15 protein-coding genes are annotated in these 25,759 nt (G+C 73.1%); 9 read left to right on the forward strand and 6 right to left on the reverse strand.

All coding sequences use genetic code 11. The annotated features are described in order from the left end of the window. Positions 1-5: 5 nt before the first annotated feature. The 5 genes from BIV23_RS30685 (at position 6) to fxsT (ending at position 9,701) form a co-directional block, all read left to right on the forward strand. Positions 6-3,503 (forward strand): SAV_2336 N-terminal domain-related protein, encoded by a 3,498-nt coding sequence (locus tag BIV23_RS30685; RefSeq protein WP_107471311.1) that lies wholly within the window; start codon positions 6-8, stop codon positions 3,501-3,503. Between the two features lie 51 nt (positions 3,504-3,554). Further along, a complete protein-coding gene (gene fxsA, locus BIV23_RS30690) occupies positions 3,555-3,752 on the forward strand; it encodes an FxSxx-COOH cyclophane-containing RiPP peptide (protein ID WP_071384235.1) in 198 nt (65 codons plus the stop codon). Positions 3,753-3,923: 171 nt separating this feature from the next. Beyond that, positions 3,924-5,126, forward strand: coding sequence for an FxsB family cyclophane-forming radical SAM/SPASM peptide maturase (locus BIV23_RS30695; RefSeq protein ID WP_245790707.1), 1,203 nt, complete (start codon positions 3,924-3,926; stop codon positions 5,124-5,126). Continuing rightward, positions 5,123-6,547, forward strand: coding sequence for an aKG-HExxH-type peptide beta-hydroxylase (locus tag BIV23_RS30700; protein WP_071384236.1), 1,425 nt, complete (start codon positions 5,123-5,125; stop codon positions 6,545-6,547). Before BIV23_RS30695 ends, BIV23_RS30700 begins: the two co-directional genes overlap by 4 nt. A 145-nt stretch (positions 6,548-6,692) precedes the next feature. Then, the gene (gene fxsT / locus BIV23_RS30705) at positions 6,693-9,701 is read left to right on the forward strand and encodes an FxSxx-COOH system tetratricopeptide repeat protein (RefSeq protein WP_071384237.1); all 3,009 of its coding nucleotides are present in this window, start codon (positions 6,693-6,695) and stop codon (positions 9,699-9,701) included. A 78-nt stretch (positions 9,702-9,779) separates the two neighbouring features. Here fxsT and BIV23_RS30710 read toward each other — a convergent pair whose 3' ends face one another. The 4 genes from BIV23_RS30710 to BIV23_RS30725 all read right to left on the reverse strand — a co-directional run bounded on the left by BIV23_RS30710 (position 9,780) and on the right by BIV23_RS30725 (position 16,626). After that, positions 9,780-13,658, reverse strand: a complete 3,879-nt coding sequence (locus tag BIV23_RS30710; RefSeq protein ID WP_071384260.1) for a multifunctional oxoglutarate decarboxylase/oxoglutarate dehydrogenase thiamine pyrophosphate-binding subunit/dihydrolipoyllysine-residue succinyltransferase subunit — start codon at positions 13,656-13,658, stop codon at positions 9,780-9,782. A 303-nt stretch (positions 13,659-13,961) separates the two neighbouring features. Then, positions 13,962-15,086: a sensor histidine kinase gene (locus BIV23_RS30715; protein WP_071384238.1), complete on the reverse strand. Its 1,125-nt coding sequence runs from the start codon at positions 15,084-15,086 to the stop codon at positions 13,962-13,964. After that, a complete protein-coding gene (locus BIV23_RS30720; protein ID WP_071376483.1) occupies positions 15,083-15,823 on the reverse strand; it encodes a response regulator transcription factor in 741 nt (246 codons plus the stop codon). Before BIV23_RS30720 ends, BIV23_RS30715 begins: the two co-directional genes overlap by 4 nt. A gap of 125 nt (positions 15,824-15,948) precedes the next feature. Next, entirely contained in the window at positions 15,949-16,626 is a 678-nt protein-coding gene (locus BIV23_RS30725; RefSeq protein ID WP_071384239.1) for a spermine/spermidine synthase domain-containing protein, read from the reverse strand. Between the two features lie 217 nt (positions 16,627-16,843). Between BIV23_RS30725 and BIV23_RS30730 the strand changes: the two genes are divergently transcribed. Both BIV23_RS30730 and lon read left to right on the forward strand, forming a co-directional pair. Further along, on the forward strand, positions 16,844-17,749 hold the full coding sequence (locus tag BIV23_RS30730; RefSeq protein WP_071384240.1) for a rhomboid-like protein: 906 nt from the start codon (positions 16,844-16,846) through the stop codon (positions 17,747-17,749). A gap of 133 nt (positions 17,750-17,882) precedes the next feature. After that, entirely contained in the window at positions 17,883-20,309 is a 2,427-nt protein-coding gene (gene lon, locus BIV23_RS30735; RefSeq protein WP_071384241.1) for an endopeptidase La, read from the forward strand. A 63-nt stretch (positions 20,310-20,372) separates the two neighbouring features. On the opposite strand, the gene BIV23_RS30740 is transcribed toward lon, so the two are convergent. After that, a complete protein-coding gene (locus BIV23_RS30740) occupies positions 20,373-21,197 on the reverse strand; it encodes a lysozyme (RefSeq protein WP_071384242.1) in 825 nt (274 codons plus the stop codon). Between the two features lie 247 nt (positions 21,198-21,444). On the opposite strand from BIV23_RS30740, the gene BIV23_RS30745 reads away from it, so the two are divergent. Next, entirely contained in the window at positions 21,445-21,936 is a 492-nt protein-coding gene (locus tag BIV23_RS30745; protein WP_071384243.1) for a MarR family winged helix-turn-helix transcriptional regulator, read from the forward strand. A 63-nt stretch (positions 21,937-21,999) separates the two neighbouring features. On the opposite strand, the gene BIV23_RS30750 is transcribed toward BIV23_RS30745, so the two are convergent. Beyond that, positions 22,000-22,788: a protein phosphatase 2C domain-containing protein gene (locus tag BIV23_RS30750; RefSeq protein WP_071384244.1), complete on the reverse strand. Its 789-nt coding sequence runs from the start codon at positions 22,786-22,788 to the stop codon at positions 22,000-22,002. A gap of 385 nt (positions 22,789-23,173) precedes the next feature. Between BIV23_RS30750 and BIV23_RS30755 the strand changes: the two genes are divergently transcribed. After that, a partial coding sequence (locus BIV23_RS30755) for a sensor histidine kinase (RefSeq protein ID WP_281250177.1) occupies positions 23,174-25,759 on the forward strand: 2,586 nt, incomplete at its 3' end.

Consider the following 25,759-nt stretch of genomic DNA (forward strand, 5'->3'; position numbering starts at 1 on the left):
CGTTGATGCCCGACGCAGCGGCACGCCACGGCCCGTTCCCGCCCGACCCCTCCGGCCGGCCTGACGCATCCGCCCCCGGCTCCGGCTCGGGCCCGCCCGAACCGCCCGGGCCCGATGCCTCCCGTGACGGCAGCGGCGGTGGTGGTCTGCTGGCCGAACTCGTCTGCCGGTTGCGGGAGATCGGGATGGATCCCGATGCCGAGGAGCTCAGCGACGCGTTGTGGCTGGCGCGCTGGACCGGGGCGGAGGACGAGGGCGACGGCGAGGGGGACGCCGTCGGCGGCGGGCAGGGCTCGACGGGAGCGGGGACGGGCGAGGCAGGGCCCGGGCCCGCCGGTGGGGGACAGGTCGCCCCGGCTGCCGTGCCGCCCGCCCCGTGGGGGGAGCCGGAGGCGGACGTCCCTCTTCCCGACCGGCGTGTGACGCTGTACCCGTTGCCACAGGACGGCGCCCCGAGCACCCGCGCGAGCGGGCGGATCAGGGCACTGCCGATCGGCGTGCCCGCCGCCCCCGCGCTGCCCTCCCTCCTCGAACTCCAGCGCGCCCTGCGGCCGTTGCAGGCCTACCGCAGTGCCGCACCGGCGCTGCGCACCCGGCTGGACGAGACGGCCACCGCCGAGCTGAGCGCCCGCGCGGGCGGTCTGATCCTGCCCGTGTACCGCGCGGTGACCCGGCGGGACGCCCGGCTCCAGCTGGTGCTGGACGCGGCGCCCTCGATGCGGGTGTGGGACCGGATGTTCGCCGAACTCCACCAGGCGTTCGCCCAGCTGGGCGCCTTCGGGGACATCCAGGTCAGCCATCTGCACACCGGCCCGGACGGCACGCCGGCGGTCAGCCGCAGCGCGGACGCCCACGCGGCCCCGCTGCACACCGTGGAGCGGCTGAGCGACCCCACCGGCCGCCGGATCACCCTGCTGGTCAGCGACTGCGCGGGCCCGCTCTGGCGCACCGGCCGGGCGCACCGGCTGCTGCACCACCTCGCCCGCCTCGCCCCCGTCGCCGTGCTCCAGCCGCTCCCGCAGCGCCTGTGGAACCGCACCCTGCTGCCCGTGACGTACGGCGAACTGACCCGCGGCGACACCCTGGGCGGCACGAGCCTGCACGTGCGCACCCACGGCGGCGCCCCCGTGGTCCCGCCGCCGGGCGTGCTGCCCGTACCGGTGCTGCCGCCCGAGCCGGTGGCCCTCGGCGCATGGGCCCGGCTGCTGTCCGGGCCCGGCACCGGAGGGGTGCCCGGCGCGGTGGGCTGGGTGCGTCCGGACCAGCCGCCCGCGCCGAAGGCGCGCCCTGCGCGCACGCCGACCTCGGTGGAGCGGGTCAGCAGGTTCCGGGCCGCGGCCTCCCCGACCGCCGGCCGGCTCGCCGTCTATCTGGCGGCCGCCCCGCTGTGCCTGCCGGTGATGCAGCTGGTGCAGCGCACCATGCTGCCCGGCTCCGGCCCCTCCGAACTCGCGGAGGTGCTGCTCGGCGGCCTCGTCCGGCGCGCCGAGGAGGAGTACGGGCCGGACGCCGCCCAGTGGTACGAGATGGACCCCGACGTGCGCGAGGCGCTGCTGTCGACGCTCGGCCGGGACGAGGCCGTTTTAGTCCTCAAGCATTGTTCCGAGTACATCGAGCAGCACTTCGGCAAGGGCGGCGCCAACTTCCCGGCCCTGGCCCTCGCCCAGCTCGCCGGGGCGGCCGACACCGTGCCCGACGCCCCGCCCGACGACGCGCCCGAGCGGCTTCCGGCGCCCGCCGCGGACCCGCTGCCGGCCTACGCGCCCGGCACCGGCTACTCCTCCGCGGAGGACGGCGACAACGGGGACGCGACGCTGGTCCCGCAGCCCTTCGCCGAGGTCGCGGCCCGGGTGCTGGAGCGTTTCATGCCGCTGCCCGAACCGTTCCGCGGCGAGACGCCCGGGGAACGGCCGACGCATCCGGCGGTGGTCCGGGCCCGCACCCTGCTCGCCCGGTTCGACGCCGAGGGCATGGTGCAGGACGCCATCGACGCCGTACAGCTGCTGCGCGGTGCCACCGGGCACGAGCGTCCGGCCGGGGCCGACCCCGAGCTGTGGGCGGAGTACGCCTACGCCACGCTGCGGCTGTGGGAGGTGCAGGGCGGGGCCGAGCTGCTGCGGGAGGCCGAGACGGCCGCCGAGCAGGCCGTGGCGCACCCGCACGCGCTGCGCGAGAGAGCGGCGCTGGCCCGGGTGCTGCGCGCCGCCGCCACCGACCGCAGGCGCCGCGGCGACCAGCACGGCGCCCTGGGCCTGCTGCGCCGCGCCGACCGGGAGTACGCGGTGGCCTGCGCCGCGCCCGGACTGGACCCGAAGGAGGCGCTGCGGCTCACCCTGGAGCGGGTGGGCGCGCTGGAGACGCAGTGGCACCTCGGCGGCGACGACAGCGCGCTGCTCCAGGGCGCGGTCGGCATGCTGGAGGCGTTCGCCGACATCTGGCCCGACCGCCGGGACCGCCCGCCCGAACTGCCGCTCGCGCACGGCCGGTTGCTGTTGCGCCTGGCGGCCGCCACGACCGACCCGGAGCAGGCCCGCGGCTATGCCGAGCAGGCCTGCGGATCCCTGCGCGACGCGCTGACGGCCGAGGCGGCGCAGGAGAGCCCGGGCGGCGCCGACCGGGCCCAGGAGCGCGTCCGGGCCCGCCTCGACCTGGTCGACGCCCTGCTGATGTCGGGCGGGGACCTGGCCGAGGCCCAGGACCACGTCGAGGAGGCGCTGGCGGGCACCAGCAGCCGCGGCCTGCGCGCCCTCCTGCAGGTGCGCGCCGGACGCGTCCGGATCGCCCGGTACACCGAGTCGGGGGACCTGCGCGAACTGCGGGACGCCGCCGACGCGTTCGCCCTGGCGGCCGCGGGCATGCCGAGGGACGCGTCCGGCCACTCCGACGTCCTCGCCGAGTGGGGCGAGGCGCTGCTGCGCCGCGCGGTCGCGGAGAGCGCGGCACGCGCGTGGGAGCCGTTGTCCCAGGCGATCCGCGTGCTGCGGGACTGCCGTACGGAGACGCCCACGGGCAGCCGGCACACGGCGTACCGGCTGCTGATGCTGGGCCGCGCGCTGATCCTGCGCTACCGGCTGCGCGGCGACCGGGTCGACCTGCGGGAGGCGGAGCACCTCTTCGGCCTGGCCGCGGCGGACGCGGCCGACGCACTGCTGGCCGCCCGCTGCCGGCTGGAGCTGGGCCGGACGCAGTACGAGGCCTACCGCAGCCTCGGCCGGCCCACCCGCCTGGACGACGCGGTGGACGCCTTCCGCTCGGCGGCCGAATCCGCGCGGGACGCCGAGGAGGAGGCCGAAACCGAGCGCCGACGGCTGGACGCGGTGGAGGTGGGTGCGCAGGCGCACCACTGGCGGGGTATGTCCTACGAGGCGGCCGCCCGCCCCCGCGCGGCCCGCGAGGCCTACCGGGCGGCGCGCGCCGAGTGGTCGAGGCTGCCCGACCCGAGCCTCGGCACGGGCGGGCCGACGGCGGCGGACACGGCGGAGCGGCTGGCCGAGCTGGAATGAGCGCACCGGCGCCAAGACGCCGGTGCGCCGGAGAGGGAGAGGGGAACGGGGATGGGCACACGGGACGAGAAACCCCCGCCGGAGAACGCCGGACCGCTGCCGGACCTGCCGGTGCCGGACCTGCTGGGGCTGGACCTGGAGGAGCTGCGCACCGTCGAGCATCCCGTCCTGAAGGAGGTGCTGACGGGCCTGCGGGAGCGGGCGGAGCGGCCGAGCGAGATGCTCTGGGGCTTCACCAACTGCCTCTGAGCCCCGGCGGCCGCCTCCACGTCCCGGTCAACCAGGGGCAGAAGAAGCCAACTTCGGCCGTCGGGGTTTGCGCCCGGTCGCTGGCCGGGAATGCGCGTCCATACGGGCGGAGAGAGCCGTGGCCCGCGCTCGTATCGCAGCCGGCGGGGCGTACGGCATGGGGGTGCTGGAGTGTCCGAGAACACCGCCGGCGCGCCCGTGGCCCGACCCCCGCGCCCCTTCCGGCAGTTCATCGTCAAGGTGCACGGCCGCTGCAACCTCGCCTGCCGGTACTGCTACCTGTACGAGGGCCCCGACCACACCTGGCGCACCCGCCCGGCCGCCGCCCCCGCCGAGGTCCTGGCCCGCACCGCCGACCGCGTCGCCGAGCACGCGCGCGTCCACGCCCTGAGCGCCGTCTCCCTCGTCCTGCACGGCGGAGAGCCCCTGCTGGCCGGCGCGGACACGCTCGCCCGCTTCACCGACGACGTCCGCGCCCGCGTCCCGGCCGGCTGCGCGGTGCAGGCCACCGTGCAGACCAACGCCACCCTGCTGACCCACGCGCGCATGACCGTCCTCGCCCGGCACGGCATCCGCGTCGGCATCAGCCTCGACGGCGGCCGGCCCGCGCACAACGCCCGGCGCGTCGACCACGCCGGCCGGCCCTCCTGGCCCGCCGCGGCACGCGGTGCCCGGCTGGTCGCCGAGCACTTCCCGCGGTCGTACGCCGGTGTCCTCACCGTCGTCGACCCCACGAGCGACCCGGTCGACACGTACGAGTCGCTGCTCGCGCTCGGCCCGCCCGCGCTGGATCTGCTGCTGCCGCACGGCAACTGGTCGGCGCCGCCGCCGCATTGGGGCGAGACGCGGTACGGCGCCTGGCTGTGCCGGGTCTTCGACCGCTGGTGGTCGGCCGGCCGGCGCGAGACGCGGGTGCGGCTCTTCGAGGAGTGCCTGGCGCTGCTGCTCGGCCTGCCGGCCGCCACCGAGTCGCTCGGGCTCCAGCCCTTCGACGCCGTCGTGGTCGAGACGGACGGCTCGATCGAGCAGGTCGACTCGCTGAAGTCGGCGTACGAGGGCGCCGCCGCGACCGGACTGGACGTCTTCCGGCACGACTTCGACCGGGCGCTCGCCCACCCCGGCGTCGCCGCCCGGCAGGCCGGCCCGGCCGCCCTGGCCGACCGCTGCCGGGCCTGTCCGCTGCTCACGGTGTGCGGCGGCGGCCACTACGCCCACCGCTACCGGGCCGGACACGGCTTCCGGAACCCGTCCGTGTACTGCGCGGACCTCCAGCACTTCATCCAGCACGTGGCCGGCCGGCTGGCCGGGGGAGCCCGGAGCACCGGGCGTACCCGCCCGGTGGTTCCGGCGTCATTCGAAGGGGGCACCCCGTGACATCTCCGGCGGTCCCGGACCGGGCACTTGCCGAGCTGAGCCGCACCGAGGGCGGCCCGGACACCCTCGCGCTGCTCGTCCGCGACCAGGACACCCGACGGCTGCTCATGCTCCGCGCCGTGCTCGACGCCGCCGAGGCCGCCGACCCCGCCGTCTGCCCCGGCCCGGCGAAACGCCGGCTGCGCGAGGACTGGGCGCTGCTGACGGCGGCGGACCGGGCGGCCGGCGGCGGCGCGCACTCCGCGGCGCGGGCCCGCCTCACCCATCCGCTGCTGGGACCCTGGGCCCGGCGCGTCCTGGCCGGACTCAACCCCCGCGACGGCCGCCCCACGGCACAGGACCGCACCGGACTCCTGCGGGACCTGGCCCACTTCAGCGCGGTCGCCGTGGCCGCCGCGGCCCGCGCCGGGCTGCCGTTCACCACCGACCTCACCGCCCGCGACGGCGTGCTGACCCTGCCCTCCCTCGGCGCCCTGCGCCTGCCCGAGCGGGACGACGTACGGGTCGAAGTCCGGCACGCCGAGGGCCGGTTGACCCTGCGCCGGCCGGACGCGCCCGAGGTCACGGTGTGCCCGGAGCACCTCATCGGCGCCTGGTCCGCGACCCCCGCCTGGATCCCGGCCCACGCCCTGCCCGGCCTCGTGCCCGGCGCCGCCCCCATGCCGCTGGACGACCTCGACCCCTACCGCGTCCCGCCCCGCGAACCCGACCAGTACGCGCTGAGCGGACCCATGCCCCCCGACGACGCCGAACGCAAACGCTGGCTGCAGGCCTGGTCCGGCACCGCCGCCGTACTGCGCGGCGCGGGCGAGCACCGGCTCACCGAGTCGCTCGCCCTGCTGCGCTGCCTGGTCCCGCTGGAACCGCCCCCCGGCGCCGCCGGCCGCGGCGGCTGCAGCGCGACCCGGCGCGAGGCGTTCGGCGCGCTCCTGAGCAGCACGCCCGCGACCCCGGTGGCCCTCGCCGCGACCCTCGTGCACGAGGTGCAGCACACCAAACTCGCCGCGCTCAGCGAGCTGGTGGAGCTCCACCGGGCCGGCCCCGAGGCCCGCTACTTCGCCCCCTGGCGCCCCGACCCGCGGCCGTACGACGGCCTCCTCCAGGGCGCCTACTCCCACCTGGCCATGGCGGACTTCTTCCAGCGCCGGGCGCTCGCGGACCCCGCCCGGGGAGCGGCCGCATGGGCCGAGCACGCCCGCTACCACGCCCAGGTCGGCGCCGCCCTGCCCGCGCTCGTCGGCTCGCCCGACCTGACACCGGCCGGCCGGTCCTTCGTCGACGCCATGGCCGCCGTCCACGAACGGCTCGCCGCGCGTCCGGCACCCCGGGGGTACACGGCACGCGCCCAGGCGTACGTCAAGGCCGTACGCACCCTGTGGCGGCAGCGGCAGCCTCCGGCGCCCCCGTTCACGAATCGATGAAAGGCCGATCGGCAAAATACAGACATCCCGCCCCGCACTGCGGGAAGATCGTCGGGCCCAGGCACGGCTCTGCCGCAGTCGCCGGACTCCCCAGAGCCGCGCCGAGGTCCTACGATTTCAGGTACTACGCGCTGGAGGCCGCTGCATGTCTGAAGCTCGTACGCCGGTCCGGTCGACCGGGAAGGGGGCCGCGAGGCAGACCGTCGCGATCAGCTTCGCCGGGTTCAACCGGCCCTGGGCGGCGTGGATCGGGGACAGGCTGGAGCGGCGCGGTCTGCGCGTGGTGTACCTGCGCTGGGACGCCCCGCCGGACCAGTCCCTCACCGGCCTGCTGCGCGACCTCACGCTGGCCGGCGGCCGCACCCTGATCCTGGTCAGCGAGTGGTACTTCCAGCTCGGCCCGCGCACCCACGAGGAGTGGAACGAGGCCCTGCGCGAGGTCGTCGCGCCCGACCCGGACCGGTTCGCCGCGGTGTCCGTCACCAACACCACCGTGCCCTCCGCCACCGCCGTCCTCGCCCCGGTCGACCTGACCAACATGGGCGCGGAAGAGGCCGAACGGCGGCTGCTGGACCGGCTGGACGTGCCGCTCGACACCCGCATCAGCGGGGACGTCACCCGCCCGGCCCCGCGCTTTCCCGCCTCGATGCCCGACGTCTGGGGCGGCGTGCCGCGCCGCAACACGCGCTTCACCGGCCGCGAGCCGCTCCTGAACGACGCCTACCACCTGCTCCAGAACAGCGAGCCCGGCGCCGGCGTCCTCACCCTGCACGGCATGTCCGGCGTGGGCAAGACCCAGCTGGCCGTCGAGTACGCCTACCGCTTCGGCTCCGAGTACGACGTCGTGTGGTGGGTCGGCTCCGAGAAGCGGGTCAGCTACCGCCGCCTGCTCGCCGAACTCGCCCCCCAGCTGGGCCTGTCCACCGGCCCCGAGTACGGCGAGCGGCTCCGCGCCGTCCGGGACTCCCTGCGCCGCGGCGAGCCGTACTCCCGCTGGCTGCTCATCCTCGACGGCGCCGACGAGCCCGAGCAGATCTGGGACCTGGTCCCGACCGGCCCCGGCCACGTGATCATCACCTCCCGCAACCCCGAGTGGAGCGAGCACAACAGCAAGCTTCTCGAAGTGCCCGTCTACGCCCGCGACGAGTCCGTGGCCTTCATCCGGCGCCGCGCGCCCCGGCTGACCGAGACGGACGCCGACCAGCTGGCGGAGGCCCTGGAGGACCTGCCGCTGCTGCTCGACCAGACGGCGGGCTGGCTCAACGACTCCGACCTGTCCGTCGAGGAGTACATCGGCCTGCTGGAGGGCGGCATCGACCAGGACGTGGTCAAGGTGTCCGCGGACTTCCCGCTCGCCTTCCAGACCGCGTGGTCGATACTGCTGAACAAACTCCGCGAGACCGTCCCCGAGTCCGTCGACCTGCTGCGGCTGTGCACCTTCTTCGCCCCCGGGTTCATCCCCGTCCGGCTGCTGAAGGAGATGTCCCACGACGACCTGCCCGAACAGCTCGCCGGTCTCCTCGACGACCCCCTGCTGTGGAACAAGGCGGTCAACCAGCTCCGCCAGTACTCGGTGGTCCGCCTGGAGTCCCACGAGGGGGCCCTGGACGAGACGGCCGCCACGGGCGAGTCGATCTACCTGCACCGCATGGTCCACCAGATCGTGCACAAGGACATGCCCGAGTCGGACCGGGGCGAGTTCATCGACGTGGTCCGCCGCGCCCTGGCCGAGGCCGATCCCGGCCGCCCCACGGACACCCGCAACTGGGACGCGTACGCGGAGATCGTGCCGCACCTGAAGTACGCCGACGTCCTGCAGAGCAAGGACCGCAAGGTCCAGACCATGGTGCTGAACTGCCTGCGCTACATGTATTTCGCGGGCGAGTACACCTCCGGCGTCAATCTCGGCGCCCGCGCCCTGCGCACCTGGCGGCGGCTGCTGGGCGAGTCCCACCCCCGGGTCTGGGAGGTCACCTACCACTACGCGAACCTGCTGCGCTCGGCCGGGCGGTTCCAGGAGACGGAGGCCCTGGAGCGGGCGGCGGTGGAGCACCTGCGCGAGGAGAAGGGCGAAAGCGACCTGGACCATCTGCGCATGGCCGGCGGACTCGCCGCCGACCTGCGCGAACTCGGCCGCTACGACGAGGCGCTGGAGATGTCCCAGTGGCTCTACGCGGCCTACCGCGAGCTGCTCGGGGACCAGGACTCGCGCACCCTCAACGCCCTGAACAACATCGGCTACACCGTGCGGCTGATGGGCCGCTACGAGGAGGCGCGGGGCATCGACCAGCGCACGCTGGAGGCCCGGCGCCTGCTGCTGAAGGGCCGCCATCCGTGGACGCTCTTCTCCGAGGTGTCGTACGCGACCGACCTGCGGCTGCTGGGCCGCTACGCCGAGGCGGAGTCCGCCCAGGCGAAGAACGTGCGCGAGTACCGGATGGTCATGGGCCGGGACAACCAGGACACCCTGCGCGCCGAGCACAACCTGGCCATGTGCCAACTGCGCGGCGGCGACCGGGCGGCGGCGGGCACGCTCCTCACGCGCGTGCTCGAAGGCTACGAGCGCAAGCTGGGCGACACCCATGTGCTGACCCTGGCCGCGGCCGTCAGCCAGAGTTGCTTCGCCCGTGAGCACGGCGACATCGACCAGGCCCGCGAGGCCAGCGAGTCCGTCATCGCCCGCTACGAGATGCTGCTCCCCGAAGGGCACCCCTTCGTCATCGGAGCCCGCGCCAACCACGCCCTGATCCTGCGCAGCGTCGGCGAACGGGAGCACGCGTACGCGGTCGCCGAGGAAGCACTGGCCGGGCTGACCGCGGCGCTCGGCGAGAGCCACCCGCACACCCTCGGCTGCGCCATCAACGCCTCGGCCCTGCGCAACCTCGTCGGGGACGCGGAGGCCGCCGCCGACCTCAGCCGGGCCACGATCGCCCGGGCGGCCGAGACCCTGGGCCGCACCCACCCCCTGACCCTGTCCGCCCGGATCGCCCACGCGGCCGACCTGCGCGCCCTGCGGGACCGTCAGCAGGCCGAGAAGGTCGAGCAGGAGGCCCTCTCCGACCTCGCGGCCACGCTGGGCCCCCAGCACACCCACACCATCTCGGCCCGCTCCCGCAACCGCCCGTACTGGGACTTCGAACCGCAGGCGAGCTGAGCGTCCGTCACGCGAAGGGCCCGGTACCGAGAACGAACTCGGCACCGGGCCCCTGTGTTCGGCAGAACCGCCGGAGGCCTAGGCCTCGAAGACCTCACGCACCAGCTGCTCCTGCTCCGCCTGGTGGCGCTTGGCCGAGCCGACCGCGGGGGACGAGCCGTGCGGACGCGAGATGCGGCGCAGGCGCTCGCCGTGCGGGACGTCCGCGCCGACCGCCAGGTCCAGGTGGTCGATCAGGTTGAGCGCGATGAACGGCCAGGCACCCTGGTTCGCCGGCTCCTCCTGGGCCCACAGGTACTTCTCGGCGTTCGGGTACTTGTTGACCTCCGCCTGGAGCTCGGAACCCGGCAGCGGGTAGAGGCGCTCGAGGCGGATAATCGCCGTCTCGGCAGCTGCAGCGTCCGTGACGCCGCGCTTCTGACGCTCGGCCTCCAGGTCGTAGTACAGCTTGCCGGCCACGAACACGACCTTGCGGACCGCGGCCGGGTCCACCGAGGCGTCGCCGATGACGGGACGGAACTGACCGGACGTGAACTCCTCCGTCTTCGACGCGGCGGCCTTCAGGCGCAGCATCGACTTCGGGGTGAAGACCACCAGCGGCTTGTGGTGCGGGTTGTGCACCTGCCAGCGCAGGAGGTGGAAGTAGTTCGACGGCAGGGTCGGCATGGCGACCGTCATGTTGTTCTGCGCGCAGAGCTGCAGGAACCGCTCGACACGGGCCGAGGAGTGGTCCGGGCCCTGGCCCTCGTAGCCGTGGGGGAGGAGCAGCGTGACGCCGCTGGTCTGGCCCCACTTCTGCTCCGCCGCCGAGATGTACTCGTCGACGACCGTCTGGGCGCCGTTGACGAAGTCGCCGAACTGCGCCTCCCACATCACGAGCGCGTCCGGGCGGGCCAGCGAGTAGCCGTACTCGAAGCCCATGACCGCGTACTCGGACAGCAGGGAGTTGTAGACGTTGTAGCGCGCCTGCTCCTCGGCGAGGTACATCAGCGGCGTGAACTCCTCGCCCGACTCACGGTCGATGAGAACCGCGTGCCGCTGGCCGAAGGTGCCGCGCTGGGAGTCCTGGCCGGACAGCCGGACCGGGGTGCCCTCGAGGAGCAGGGAGCCGACCGCGAGGGTCTCGCCCATGCCCCAGTCGATCGTGCCGTCCTCGACCATCGTCGCCCGGCGCTGCAGCTGCGGCAGCAGACGCGGGTGGACGTGGAAGGAGTCCGGGATGTTGACCTGGGACTCGGCGATGCGCTTGACGACCTCCGAGGAGATGGCGGTGTTCACGGCGACCGGGAAGTCCGCCTGCGGGTCCGGCGCCGGCTCGGTGCCCTGCTGGGACGTGACGGCCTCGCGGACCTCGGTGAAGACCTTCTCCAGCTGGCCCTGGTAGTCCTGCAGGGCCTGCTCGGCCTCTTCCAGGGTGATGTCGCCGCGACCGATCAGGGACTCGGTGTAGAGCTTGCGCACCGAGCGCTTCTTGTCGATCAGGTCGTACATCAGCGGCTGGGTGAAGGCCGGGTTGTCCGACTCGTTGTGACCGCGGCGGCGGTAGCAGATGAGGTCGATCACGACGTCCTTGTTGAACGCCTGGCGGAACTCGAAGGCCAGGCGGGCAACGCGGACGACGGCCTCGGGGTCGTCGCCGTTCACATGGAAGATCGGGGCCTCGATCATGCGGGCCACGTCCGTCGCGTACATGGAGGAGCGCGAGGACTCGGGGGCCGCGGTGAAGCCGACCTGGTTGTTGATGACGATGTGGACCGTGCCGCCGGTGCGGTAGCCGCGCAGCTGCGACATGTTCAGGGTCTCGGCCACCACGCCCTGGCCCGCGAAGGCCGCGTCACCGTGCAGGGCGACCGGCAGGACCGTGAAGTCCGTGCCGCCCTTGTTGATGATGTCCTGCTTGGCGCGGGCGATGCCCTCGATGACCGGGTCGACCGTCTCCAGGTGGGACGGGTTGGCGGCCAGCGAGACCTTGATCTGCTCGCCGTCCAGGCCGGTGAAGGTGCCCTGGGCGCCCAGGTGGTACTTCACGTCGCCGGAGCCGTGCATCGACTTCGGGTCGAGGTTGCCCTCGAACTCGCGGAAGATCTGCGCGTACGACTTGCCGACGATGTTCGCGAGCACGTTCAGGCGGCCGCGGTGGGCCATGCCGATGACGACCTCGTCCAGCCGGGACTCGGCCGCGGAGTCGATCACCGCGTCGAGCAGCGGGATGACGGACTCGCCGCCCTCCAGCGAGAAGCGCTTCTGGCCGACGTACTTGGTCTGCAGGAACGTCTCGAAGGCCTCGGCGGCGTTCAGGCGGCGCAGGATCCGCAGCTGCTCCTCGCGCTCCATCTTGGAGTGCGGGCGCTCCACGCGGTCCTGGATCCACTTGCGCTGCTTGGGGTCCTGGATGTGCATGAACTCGATGCCGATGGTGCGGCAGTACGAGTCGCGCAGCACGCCGAGGATGTCGCGCAGCTTCATCAGGGACTTGCCGGAGAAGCCGCCGACGGCGAACTCGCGCTCCAGGTCCCACAGGGTGAGGCCGTGCTCGGTGATGTCCAGGTCGGGGTGCTTGCGCTGCTTGTACTCCAGCGGGTCGGTGTCGGCCATGACGTGGCCGCGGACCCGGTAGGAGTGGATCAGCTCGAAGACGCGGGCGGCCTTGGTGACGTCGTCGTCGTGGCTCGCGTCGATGTCCTTGAGCCAGCGGACCGGCTCGTAGGGGATGCGCAGGGCCTCGAAGATGTCGTCGTAGAAGCCGTTCTCGCCGAGGAGGAGGTTCGCGACGGCGCGCAGGAACTCGCCGGAGGCGGCGCCCTGGATCACCCGGTGGTCGTAGGTCGACGTGAGCGTCATGACCTTCGAGATGCCGAGCTTGTTCAGGGTGTCCTGGCTGGTGCCCTGGAACTCCGCCGGGTAGTCCATGGAGCCGACGCCCATGATCACGGACTGGCCGGGCATCAGGCGCGGGACGGAGTGGACGGTGCCGAGGCCGCCGGGGTTGGTCAGGGAGACCGTGACACCGGTGAAGTCGTCCATCGTCAGCTTGCCGTCGCGGGCGCGGCGGACGATGTCCTCGTAGGCCTGCCAGAACTCGAAGAAGTTCAGCGTCTCGGCCTTCTTGATGGCGGCCACGACGAGCTGGCGGTCGCCGTTGGGCTTCACCAGGTCGATGGCCAGGCCGAGGTTGACGTGGGCCGGCTTGATGAGGGTCGGCTTGCCGTCCTTCTCGCCGAAGGCGTGGTTCATCGCCGGCATGGCCTTGATGGCCTGCACCATCGCGTAGCCGATCAGGTGCGTGAAGGAGATCTTCCCGCCCCGGGCGCGCTTGAGGTGGTTGTTGATGACGATGCGGTTGTCGAACAGCAGCTTCACCGGGACCGCGCGGACCGAGGTGGCCGTCGGCAGCTCCAGCGAGGCGTTCATGTTCTTGGCGACCGCGGCGGCCGGACCGCGCAGCGTGACCAGCTCGGGGCCCTCGGGGGCCGCGGCGGCAGACGTTGGCGCGGCGCCGGCCGCTCCAGTGGAGCCGGTGCTTGCACCGGGCTTGGCTGCGGCTGCGGCCGGCTTCGGCTGGGCGGGCGCCTGTGCGGGCTGCGCCGGCTTGGCCGGGGCCGGGGCGGCCTGCGCCGCGGGAGCCGGGGCCGGGGCCGCGGCGGGCTTCGGGGCGGCGGGAGCCGGCGCGGCGGCGGCCTGGGGGGCCGGGGCCGCGGGCTGGGCCTGCGGGGCCGTGGAGGTGGTCCCTGCGGCCCCCGCGGCCGCAGTACCCGCCGCAGCCGGGGTGGCAGGTGCCCCCGGCTTGTAATCGGCGAAGAAGTCCCACCAGGCGCGGTCTACCGAATTCGGGTCCTGGAGGTACTGCTGATAGATCTCGTCGACGAGCCACTCGTTCGGACCGAACGCAGCTGCGGGGTTCTTCCCGGCTTGGTCGTCGGTGGAGACGCTCGGGTTACTGGGGGACTGTGGCGACACGGCGGCAACCGCCCTCTTCCGCTTCACAAGGTGATGGACAGCGGGAATAAAGGCTACGCCTCCCTGGCCGGGAAGGTCAGGTCGAGCAAGGTCATCGTCGCGTAAGTCACATCGGAAATCTTGTTTCAGGGCTTGATATGGCGGGAAACAAGCGTGGTTCCGTATGTGAGAGGGTGCACAGACGCGGGCCCGGCGCGCCTTCCTGCGGAGGGTGCTGCGGGCCTGCTCCTGATCACACGTGTCCGGCTGCGCCGGAGCGGCGGCGACCGTCGTGGATCTTGTGCTTCCGGTTCGGACTTTACGTCAACTTGGGACGGAAGTCAGTCCCGGGAGGGTGACGATGATCCGGCAGCCTCGCTCGGATTCGGCCACACCGATCCGGCCGCGGTGCAGATCCACCGCCCAGCGGGCGATCGCCAGCCCGAGCCCCGTGCCGCCGTCGCTGCCCGGGCCGTGCGGCCGGGTGACCGCACCCCGGTTGAAGCGCTCGAACACCCGGTGCCACTCGGACCGGGGGATTCCGGGGCCCTCGTCCAGGACCTCCAGCTCCAGCGACTCCGGCTGCGGACCGCGCCGCGCCTTCACTGTCACGCGGCCGTGCGGCGGGCTGTGCTTGACCGCGTTGTCGATCAGGTTGGCGACGACCTGGTGGATGCGCTCGGGGTCCGCGTGCGCGGTCAGCTCCGGCGGGGAGACGTCCAGGTGCAGGTGGACGTCGGTGCGCGTGTGGCTGCCGGAGCCGGAGGCGATGCCCGCCCGCGCCGAGGCCACCATGTTGGCCTCCTTCAGCACGCCGGACAGGTACGGCCACACCTCGAAGCGGCGCATCTTCAGCGGGACGACGCCGTTGTCCAGCCGGGACAGGTCCAGCAGGGTCTCCACCAGCCGGCCCAGCCGCTCGGTCTGCTTCAGGGCCGTCCGCATGGTCTCCTGGTCGGCCTCGGTGACCCCGTCGACGATGTTCTCCAGCACCGCGCGCAGCCCGGCGATGGGCGTGCGCAGCTCGTGGGAGACGTTCGCGACCAGCTCCTTGCGCTGGCGGTCCTGGGCCTCCAGCTCGTCGGCCATGACGTTGATCGTCCCGGCGAGGTCGCCCAGCTCGTCCCGGCGGTTCTCGCGGACCCGGCGGGTGTAGTCGCCCTGCGAGATCGAGCGGGCCACCGCGTTCATCTCGTCCAGCGGCGAGGTCAGCGAGTGCGCCACGAACTGCGTGATCAGCAGCGTGGCGATCATCGAGAAGACCGTGATGAAGCGCAGCTCGGTCTTGGTGTGCACCGCGATCATCGACAGACCGGTGGTGATCAGCACCGAGATGACGACCAGCGCGCCGAGCTTGGTCTTCACCGAGAACGGGCGTACGCCGCCCCAGGGGTCCTCGCCGGGGCTCCCGGGGCTCCTCCGCGCGGCCTGGCGCCCGCCGTCGCTCATGGCGTCGGTGTCTCCAGGGCGTAGCCCACGCCGTGCACCGTACGGATCCGCTCGGCGCCGATCTTCCGGCGCAGCGCCTTGATGTGGCTGTCGACCGTGCGGGTCCCGGAGGCGTCCGCCCAGTCCCACACCTCGGCCAGCAGCTGCTCCCGGGAGAGCACCGCGCGCGGGGTGTTCGCCAGGCACACCAGCAGGTCGAACTCGGTCGGCGTCAGGTGGACGTCCTCGGACTTCACCCGCACCCGGCGCTGCGCGTGGTCGATCTCCAGCTCGCCGAGGCGCAGGATGCCGGAGCGGGGCGTGGTGGCGGCGAGGGCCGCCCGCTCCACCCGGCGCAGCAGCACGTGCACGCGTGCCGCCAGTTCGCGCATCGAGAACGGCTTGGTCATGTAGTCGTCCGCGCCGACGCCGAGACCGACGAGCATGTCCGTCTCGTCGTCCCGCGCGGTCAGCATCAGTACCGGCACCGGCCGCTGCGCCTGGACCCGCCGGCAGACCTCGAGACCGTCGAAGCCCGGCAGCATGATGTCGAGGATCAGCAGGTCGGGCTGCCAGGCCTCGGCCGTGTCGACCGCGGCCGGACCGTCCGCCGCCGTCTGCACGAGAAATCCCTCGGCACGCAGCCGGGCCGCGATGGCATCGACGATCGTGGGGTCGTCCTCGACGACCAGCACCCGGCGCTGAGCGCCCGGGGTGCTCGTCGCCGCGCCGCTCTGGGAGGTGTGTGTCTGCTCCATCGCCCGCCCCTGCTTGTTGCTTTCCGGAATCAGTGGGGTGATCCCATGTCTGCGATCGACGCTTGGTTGATCCGTTGAATGATCCGCGTCAGGGCAGCACCCTACGGGGATCCGCCGCGCCGCCGCTATCCAGGGCGGACCCCGAGATGCACGGCGTCCGGAACGCCCCGGGCAACCGGCACCTCTTCGGTACGCACCTGCCGGAATCCGGCATTCCGCAAGCTTCCTTCAAAATCCGGAGAGGGTGCGGCCGACCACACCGCGAGCACCCCGCCGGGCTTCAACACCCGTGCGCAGGAGGCGAGTCCGGCGGGAGAGTACAGGCTGTCGTTGCCGTCCGTGACGGTCCAGCCGGGCCCGTTGTCGATGTCCAGGCACAGTGCGTCGAACGTGTCCGATGTCTCAGTGACGTAAGAAACGAGATCGTCCTGGACGACGTCGGTGCGCGGATCGGCGAGCGCCGCGGCGGACAGCTGCCCGAGCGGCCCGTCCCGGTGCCAGTCGACGACGGCCGGTTCGCGCTCCACCACGGTGATCCGTCCCCAGCGCCGGTCCGCGGCCGCGTGTGCGAGCGAGAACCCGACGCCCAGCCCGCCGATCAGCAGCGCCGGCCCCGGCCGCCCGTCCAGCGCGTCGTACGCCGCGTCGACCAGCAGCCGCTCCGAGCGGCCGTCGGAGGTGTCCATCAGGAAACACCCGTTGGCGATGATCTGGAACAGCGCGCCGTGTCTGCGCAGGACCACCTCGCCGTACGGGCCGTCACGCCGGTCGAGGACCACGGGAGTGTCGTACGCGGCAGTCATGCCCCCATCCTGCTTGAACGCGCCTTGTCGTTCACCGGAATTGCGGATGGCGGTGGCGCGGCCCGGGGGTGATGTACCCGTCCGAGGGGCGTACGCCGGAGTGCGGACGCGGACGGAATGTAGGAGGTTGCTGAGAATCGGCTCCTGCGTGGCGTCGGTCATAGACATGAGCCCCGTCCAGCCTCAATGGTGGGCGCGACGGAAGGAGTGCCTCATCGTGGAACGGACCGCGACGGGCCCTGCGGCGGCCGCGTCCCCGCCCCCGGCGGGCACGCCCCTGTCCGACGGCGCCGCCGTCGTCCCGGCCGGCGCGTTCGAGGGCCTCCTGGACGGCATGCCCCGCCAGCGCGGCACCGGACCGGCCGCCCCTTCCGCTGCGCTCGGCTCCTCCCCCGCGCTCGACTTCTCCCCCACTCCCGGCTTCGCTCGGGGGGGAGGGGCCCCCGGCGCGGGAGGGGCCTCCGCCGAGGGGGGACCCCGATCCGTTCAGGCGCCGCGTCCGGTCCCGGCCGCCCGGCTGTGGCGGCTGCTGCCCACCCCGGGCGCCACGCCCTTCACCTTCGGCTACGCGGCCCTCCTCGCCGTCACCTCCGCCTTCGCGGCCGTGGCCGACCCCGGCCTGGTGAACGCCCTCTACCAGGGCTCCAGCACCGACGTGGCCCATCTGGTGCAGTCGCCCGCGGTGGTGCTCCTGACGAGCGCGCTGTGGATCGCGGGCGGGATCCTCTCGCCGTACAGCGCCGCCTTCGTGCTGGTGCTCACCGCGCTGGAGCGGCGTATAGGGGGAGGGCGCGCGGCCTGCGTCTTCCTGGCCGGGCACGTGCTGGCCACGCTCGCCACCGAAGTCCCGGTGGGCCTCGCCGTCCTGGCGGGCCATCTCCCGGCCACGTCCCTGCACCGCCTCGACTACGGCATCAGCTTCGGCGTGGCCGCCAGCATCGGTTCCCTGGCCGGACTGCTCCGCCCCTGGTTCCGCTGGCCCCTGCTCACCGTGGTGGCCGGTCTGCTGCTGAGCGACCTGGCCGAGTTCGTGGACCCGATGACGGACTGGGGGCATCTGATCGCGTTGACGATAGGCGTCATGAGCTGGCCCCTCGTGCGCCGCTGGGCCCGCGCCGCCTGACCTCTCACTGCTTTCACCTGCATGAATCTCTACGTCACCCCCTGATCGCTCACAGCGAACACGTGCGGGGAACACCAGCCCCTGCCCAGAGGTTGAGTCGGCATAGCTCAAGTTGACTGCCGAAGGGGAGATCATGGCTGCTGAGTCCACGGCGTTCACGCTCGTACTGCCCGTGCTGCCGCTCGACGACGAGGTCGTGCTGCCCGGCATGGTGGTTCCGCTGGATCTGAGCGACGCCGAGGTGCGGGCCGCGGTGGAGGCCGCACAGGCCGCCGCCCGGTCGGCGCCCGGAAAGCCCCAGGTGCTGCTGGTGCCACGCATCGACGGCACGTACGCCAAGACCGGTGTGCTCGGTACGGTCGAGCAGGTCGGCCGGCTGGCCGACGGCGACCCGGGGGCTCTGATCCGCGGCCGCAGCCGGGTGCGGATCGGCGCGGGCACCACGGGGCCCGGTGCGGCCCTGTGGGTCGAGGGCGCCCGGATCGAGGAGAGCGTGCCCGAGCCGCTGCCGGGCCAGGTCGCCGACCTCGTCAAGGAGTACAAGGCGCTGGCCACCAACTGGCTGAAGAAGCGCGGTGCCTGGCAGGTCGTCGACCGCGTCCAGGCGATCGAGGACGTCTCCGCGCTCGCCGACAACTCCGGCTACTCGCCGTTCCTCACCATCGAACAGAAGGTCGAACTGCTGGAGACCGCCGACCCGGTGGCCCGGCTCAGGCTCGCCGCGCAGCAGCTCCGCGACCACCTCGCCGAGCAGGACGTGGCCGAGACCATCGCCAAGGACGTCCAGGAGGGCGTCGACAAGCAGCAGCGCGAGTTCCTGCTGCGCCGCCAGCTGGAGGCCGTCCGCAAGGAGCTGCGCGAGCTGAACGGCGACGGCACGGACTCGGCCGAGGAGTCCGACGACTACCGCGCCCGCGTCGAGGCCGCCGACCTGCCCGAGAAGGTCCGCGAGGCCGCGCTCAAGGAGGTCGACAAGCTGGAGCGGTCCAGCGAGCAGTCCCCGGAGGGCTCCTGGATCCGCACCTGGCTGGACACGGTCCTGGAGCTGCCGTGGAACGAGCGGACGGAGGACGCCTACGACATCCAGGGCGCCAAGGCCGTCCTGGACGCCGAGCACGCGGGCCTGGAGGACGTGAAGGCGCGCATCACCGAGTACCTGGCCGTGCGCAAGCGGCGCGGTGAGCGCGGTCTCGGCGTCATCGGCGGGCGGCGCGGCGGTGCCGTACTGGCCCTCGTCGGCCCGCCCGGCGTCGGCAAGACCTCGCTCGGCGAGTCCGTCGCCCACGCGATGGGGCGGAAGTTCGTCCGCGTCGCGCTCGGCGGCGTCCGCGACGAGGCCGAGATCCGCGGCCACCGGCGTACGTACGTCGGCGCGCTGCCCGGCCGGATCGTGCGCGCCGTCAAGGAGGCCGGGTCCATGAACCCGGTGGTCCTGCTGGACGAGATCGACAAGGTGGGCTCCGACTTCCGCGGCGACCCGGCCGCGGCCCTGCTGGAAGTCCTGGACCCGGCGCAGAACCACACCTTCCGGGACCACTACCTGGAGGTCGAACTCGACCTGTCCGACGTGGTGTTCCTGGCCACCGCCAACGTCCTGGAGGCCATCCCGGAGGCGCTCGCCGACCGCATGGAGATCGTGCGGCTCGACGGCTACACGGAGGACGAGAAGGTCGTCATCGCCCGGGACCACCTGCTCCCGCGCCAGCTGGAGCGGGCCGGACTGAACGCGGACGAGGTCACCGTCGACGAGGGCGCGCTGCGCAAGCTCGCCGGTGAGTACACGCGCGAGGCGGGCGTGCGCACCCTGGAGCGCTCGATCGCCCGCCTGCTGCGCAAGGTCGCGGCCCAGCACGAACTCGGCGAGCGCGAGCTGCCGTTCACGGTCCGGGACGAGGACCTGCGCGGTCTGCTCGGGCGTCCGCACCACGTGCCCGAGTCCGCCCAGGACCCGGCCGAGCGCCGCACGTCGGTGCCGGGCGTGGCGACGGGCCTCGCGGTCACCGGAGCGGGCGGCGACGTCCTCTTCGTGGAGGCGTCGCTGGCCGACCCGGAGACGGGCGCGGCGGGGCTGACCCTGACCGGTCAGCTGGGTGACGTGATGAAGGAGTCGGCACAGATCGCGCTGAGCTTCCTGCGCAGCCACGGGGCCGAACTGGAGCTGCCGGTGGCCGACCTGAAGGACCGGGGCGTGCACATCCACTTCCCGGCGGGCGCGGTCCCGAAGGACGGCCCGAGTGCGGGCATCACCATGACGACGGCCCTGGCGTCCCTGCTCTCCGGCCGTCTGGTCCGCACGGACGTCGCCATGACCGGCGAGGTCTCGCTGACCGGCCGGGTGCTGCCCATCGGCGGTGTGAAGCAGAAGCTGCTCGCCGCCCACCGCGCCGGGGTGACCACCGTGATCATCCCCAAGCGCAACGAACCCGACCTGGACGACGTCCCGGCCGAGGTGCTGGACAGGCTCGACGTGCACACCGTGACCGACGTCCGCCAGGTCCTGGAACTGGCGCTCGCGCCCGCCGTGCGCGGCGCGGCCCCGGAGGTTCCGGTCGCGGCGTGACGGACGCTGCCGGACGGACGCAGGCCCGGGTCCCGTGAGGGAGGCCCGGGCCTGCGCTCCGCGTCAGCCGTTGGCCAGCGCCTGCACCCGGTCCAGCGCCCCGTTGAACGTGTCGTGGTCGCCGACCGTCGGGCCGGAGGAGGTGTACTGCCACATCGTGTAGTACCCCCAGCCGGCCGGCAGCGTGCCCGGGTCCGAGGCGTAGCGGGCGATCCACAGCGGGTTGTTCGCCGCGAAGCCGCCGTAGTTCCCGGTGCAGTCGCTCCACCAGCTGCTCGCCGTGTAGATCACGGCGTCCCGGCCGGTGCGCGCCTTGTAGGTGTTCAGGAAGTCGGCGATCCAGCCGACCATCGCGCTCGCCGACTTGCCGTAGCACTCGGCGCCGTACGGGTTCCACTCGATGTCGAGCGCGCCGGGCAGGGTCTTGCCGTCCTTGGACCAGCCGCCGCCGTGGTCCACGAAGTAGCCGGCCTGGGTGGCGCCGCTGGTGGTGTCCGGGGTCGCGAAGTGGTAGGCGCCGCGGATCATGCCGACGTTGTACGAGCCGTTGTACTGCTGGGCGAAGTACGGGTTCGTGTAGTACGTGCCCTCTGTGGCCTTGGTGTACGCCCACCTGACCCCGCTGCTCCACAGGGCCGACCAGGCGACGTTGCCCTGGTAGCCGGCGACGTCCACGCCCTCGGTCTGGGTGACGGCAGTGCTGGTGGGTGCGGAGTGCCGGCCGTCATGGGCGAGGACGCCCATGCCCATGTGGGCGGAGCCGCGGCTGGGCGCGGTGGCGGTGGCGGCCTGGGCCGTGGCGAGGGGAAGAGTGAGGGAGAGCGCCGCGAGCAGGGCCGTGAGGAGAGCGCGGGGGGTGCGTCTGGTGCCGGGTCCGAGCACGGGCATGGCGTGCCTCCGGGGGAGTGAGGTGGGGGGAGCGGCGAACGCGTGGTGGAACCTGTGGGGGGTCGTCCCACTGAGCGTGGGCATGCCATTCATTGCCTGGTAAAGAAGCTACGCACGTAGATGACGGCGTGGGAAGGGGGTCCGGACGCCGCCGTTGGTCTACGCCTGCGAAATACTTACGGAGCTGCGGCAATGACGGCGTTTGACAGAAACTTTCAGAATCGCGAAACCGAGCAGGGGTGCTGACGTGCACGAGCACGGAAACGACGGCGCACATCGTGCCGCCGGGCAGATGACGCCCAGTGGTGCAGACCAGGAATTCCTGGCGCTGGAGCGGGAGTTGACCGTGCTCCTGCGGCGTGCCCGGGCCAACCAGGGCGAGATGGCCCGCGAGGTCCATCCCGACCTGGAGTCCTCCGCGTACGGGCTGCTCATCCGGCTCGACGAGTGCGGCGGCCAGCGGGCCACGGAGCTGGCCGGCTACATCGGCGTCGGCAAGGCCACCATGTCCCGCCAGCTGCGCGCGCTGGAGGAGCTGGGCCTGATCGCCCGCGAACCGGATCCCGCCGACGGCCGCGCCTGGCTCGTCACCCTCACCGACGAGGGCCGCGGCCGGGTCGGCACGGTGCGCGAGGCCCGCCGCGCCCGCTACGTCAGCCAGCTCGCCCACTGGGACCGCCGCGAGGTCGCCGAACTGGCCCGGCTGCTGCACCAGCTCAACGGCGTCATGGAGAAGTAGACGTGCATGGTCGCGGTTTCACGGGGGTAGCGGGGTGAGGGCGGAGCCGTGACGGTGCACGGCTCACAGCTCCGCGTACACCACCGTCGCGTCGTCGTGCGACTTGCTCCGCCGCAGGAAGGTCCGCTCCTCGCTGTCCGCCGTCTCCAGCTTCCGTACCCGGTTCACCAGCGACCGGGCGCCCTCCTTCGCCACCAGGTCGAACAGGGCCGTCCAGTCGCCCTCGTGGAACGTCTCCGTCCAGCGGGTCGCCCCGTCCGTCAGCGCGGCCAGGGCCCGGACCCCGGCCCGCGGCGCCGTCCCGGTGACCGCGCGGGCGGACACGGCGGGGTCGGCGGCGGCCGTGAAGAAGCCGCCCTCCTTGTTGCGCAGGTTCGCGTCCACCAGGGCTTCCGTGGCGAGCGCGGTGCGCGGGAGCCGGGCCAGCCGGTCGTCCAGGACCGGCACGACCGTACCGTCGGCCGCCTTGAGCAGCAGCGCGGCATCGGACAGCACCAGGTACTCGACGGTCTCGGCGGACCAGCGCGCCAGGGCGGCGGTTGCCTGCGGGGTTCGCGGGTGAGAAAGGTCACAGGTGTCCGCATGGGCCCCGGCCGTGCGGGCGATCGCCCGCGAGAGAATCTCCGGGAGCGTCAGATCTCGCCCCGAAACGGTCAGTTCCATCAACGCGCCGCCGAGCCACGCCGTGAACCAGGGGACGGAATGCAGACACCCCGTCTCGCCCTTCGGCGGTGTCACCCCGTCCAGGACGATCACACAACCGCCCTGTCCGGAGGCGGGTAGTCCGACACCGGCGAAGTCCTCGTTGGGGCGGTTCGCGTCACCGGGTTCCGAAACGAGTTCAGTTCGCATCCGGCCAGTCTGCACGAGGCCTTCACAGCCTCCGCCAAAGGCTGGCATGCGACGCCGAATTGCTACGACCCCGCAGGTCAGCCGCCTGTTTTAGGAGGGAATCCACCCTTCCGGGAAGGCGTCGGTGGCGAATACTGCCAAAGCATCCCGCGCGCGTCCAACCGGCGTGCCCCGCGGCAGTCGTGCACACGCCACAGGAACTTGCCCACCAACTCCTCAGCGATGTTCACTCCTTCGAGTGACGGGTCGGGTGATGCACGACCACTGCCCACCGGCGCTGGGAGGGTCGGGAACCGTACGAACCGGGTGTACGCACCACTTGGCACCGAGATGACGGGGCGCCACCCGGACCCCTTGGTAGTCGAGTTCAGGAATGCGAGCACCGGTGCAGAAGAAGCGGCCTCGGCGCACAGGCAGGCAGACGGACCCCGTGGGGACCGCCCAGCAGACCCCCGTGGGCACCGGCCGCCCCACCCATGTGCGCACCCGGCTGATCGTCGCCGCCGCCGTGGTGGCCGCCGCCGTCGCCGGCGCCGGGACACCCTCGCTCCTCACCGCCTCCGGGGACGTCGGTGACTCGCAGAGCCTGGTGACGCTGGCCGGCCGCACCCAGGACGCGCTCGCCCTGGCGAACTCCCTCGCCGACGAGCGGGACGACGTCACCTCCTACATCGCGGCCGGACGCGTCAAGTCCAAGGCCCCCTCCGAGGACCGCAGCGCCCGCGTCGACCGCCAGGTCGAGGACCTGCGCGGCGACTCCGACACCCCGGCGAGCCTGCGCGGCGAACTCGACGGCATCGCCGCCGTCCGCCAGTCCGCGCTCACCGGCCAGACCACGGCGCTCCAGGCCCACCAGGCCTACTCGCAGACGATCGCCGCACTGCACGAGGTCGCCGAGCAACTGGCCGACCAGTCGACCCCGCGGGCCGGCTCCGGCGCCCACGCGCTCGCCGAACTGGACACCGCCGTCCAGCAGTCCGCCGCCGCCCGCGGCCTGCTGCTGGCCGCGCTGAACGTGCCGGGCGCCACCCGGACGGTGATCAGCCCCGTCACCGGCCTGCCGGTCACGACCTCCACGGCGACCGAGGCCGACAGGAAGCAGCGCGACGCCCTCACCGCCGCCGCCCAGCAGGCCCGGCTGCGCGCCGACGTGGCCCTCGCCGACTTCCGCGAGACCGCCCCGCGGTCCGCCGTCGACTCCTACGACTCGACCGTCACCGGTCAGGACGTCGACACCGCGGAGAAGTACCTGGCCACGCTCACCGCCCAGCCCACGCTCACCGACAGCGAGCCGGCCACCAGCACCAAGAAGCTGGACGCGGCGCTGTCCGCGCGGGTCGACCTGATGCGCGGCGCGGAGTCCGCCCTCTACGACCACCGCACCAAGGACCTGGCGCAGCTCCGGGACGACGACGTCACGGCGCTGGAGATCCGCATCGCCGTCCTCGGCGCCCTGATGCTCGTGGCGGTGGGCATCGCGACGGCCATGGCCCGCACCCTCACCCGCCCGCTGTCCGTGCTGCGCCGTGGCTCGGCCCGCCTGGCGGAGCCCGGGGACCCGGCGACGCGCGAGCCGATCGCCTTCACCGGCCGCAACGACGAGTTCGCCCAGGTGGTCCGCTCGGTCAACGCCCTGCACGCGCATGCGGCGGCCCTGCACGAGCGCGTCGCCACGCTGGAGACCGACCGCAAGCACCTGGTCGGCCAGCGCCAGAAGATGGCCGACGCCCGTGAGGGGCTGCGGGCCGAACTGGCCGAGTCCGCAGCCCAGTTGACACGGTTGCGCACCAGCATCGGCGGCACGTTCGTGAACCTCGCCCTGCGCACCCTGGGCCTGGTCGAGCGCCAACTGGCCGTCATCGAGGGCCTGGAGGAGCGCGAGCAGGACCCCGACCGGCTGGCCACGCTCTTCAAGCTGGACCACTTCGCCACGGTCATGCGCCGGCACAGCGAGAACCTCCTGGTCCTCGCCGGCACCGAGCACGTCCAGCAGCACCACGGCCCGGTCCCGCTGGTCGACGTCGTCCGAGCGGCGGTCAGCGAGATCGAGCGCTACGAACGCGTCCGCATCGCCGCGCTGCCGCCCCACGCCCACGTGGCCGGCTTCGCCGCCGACGACCTCTCCCACCTCCTGGCCGAACTGATGGAGAACGCCACCTCGTTCTCCCCGCCCGACCTTCCGGTGGAGGTCTCCGGCTGGCTCCTGGAGTCCGGCGAGGTGATGCTCTCCGTCCAGGACGAGGGCATCGCCATGGCGACGGACCGCCTCGACCACCTCAACGCCCGCCTGGCCGACTTCGACCCCGAGTCCCACTACGACAACGAGGGCGACGCCGGTCTCGGCCTCGGCCTGTACGTCGTCGCGCGCCTCGCCCACCGGCACGGCGTCCGCGTGCAGCTGCGCGAGCAGAAGCAGGGCGGCATCGCGGCGGTCGTCGTCCTGCCCGCCACCCTGCTCACCCAGGCCCCGTCGGCCGCGCTTCCGCCGCGGACCGCGTCGATGAGCGGCACCGGCACCTTCACCCTCCCCGGCGCCGCCGCCGAGGCCAACTCCAACGTGCTGCACGGCCGCGCCAAGGGCACCGACCCGCTGGTGGCCCTCGCGGAGGAAGCGGTCCGCGCGGAGGCGGAAGGGCCCGCCGAACACGGGCAGGCCGAACCGAGCCCGGCCCAGCAGACGGAGACCCGGCCGAAGGCCCCGGCGGAGACGTACGCCGAGACGACGATGGAGCTCCTGCTCCCGGACGTGACCGACCCCCTCTCGGCCCCGAACGCCATCCGCCCGCCGGCACCCGACCCGGCCCCGACGGACAGCGCCCCGACCCCGACCGCCACGCCCCCGGCGTTCACCGACCTGCCGGCGACGGCGACTGCCGCGGCGCCTGCCGGCCCGGCGGCGGATACCTCGTCGTCCGAGGCCGGCGCGTCTGCGGCGTTCGCCGGTCGGTCGACACCCGCGGCCGCCGCAGCG

Origin of the sequence: Streptomyces monashensis, assembly GCF_001866665.1 — a bacterium.
GTDB classification, from domain to species: Bacteria; Actinomycetota; Actinomycetes; order Streptomycetales; family Streptomycetaceae; genus Streptomyces; species Streptomyces monashensis.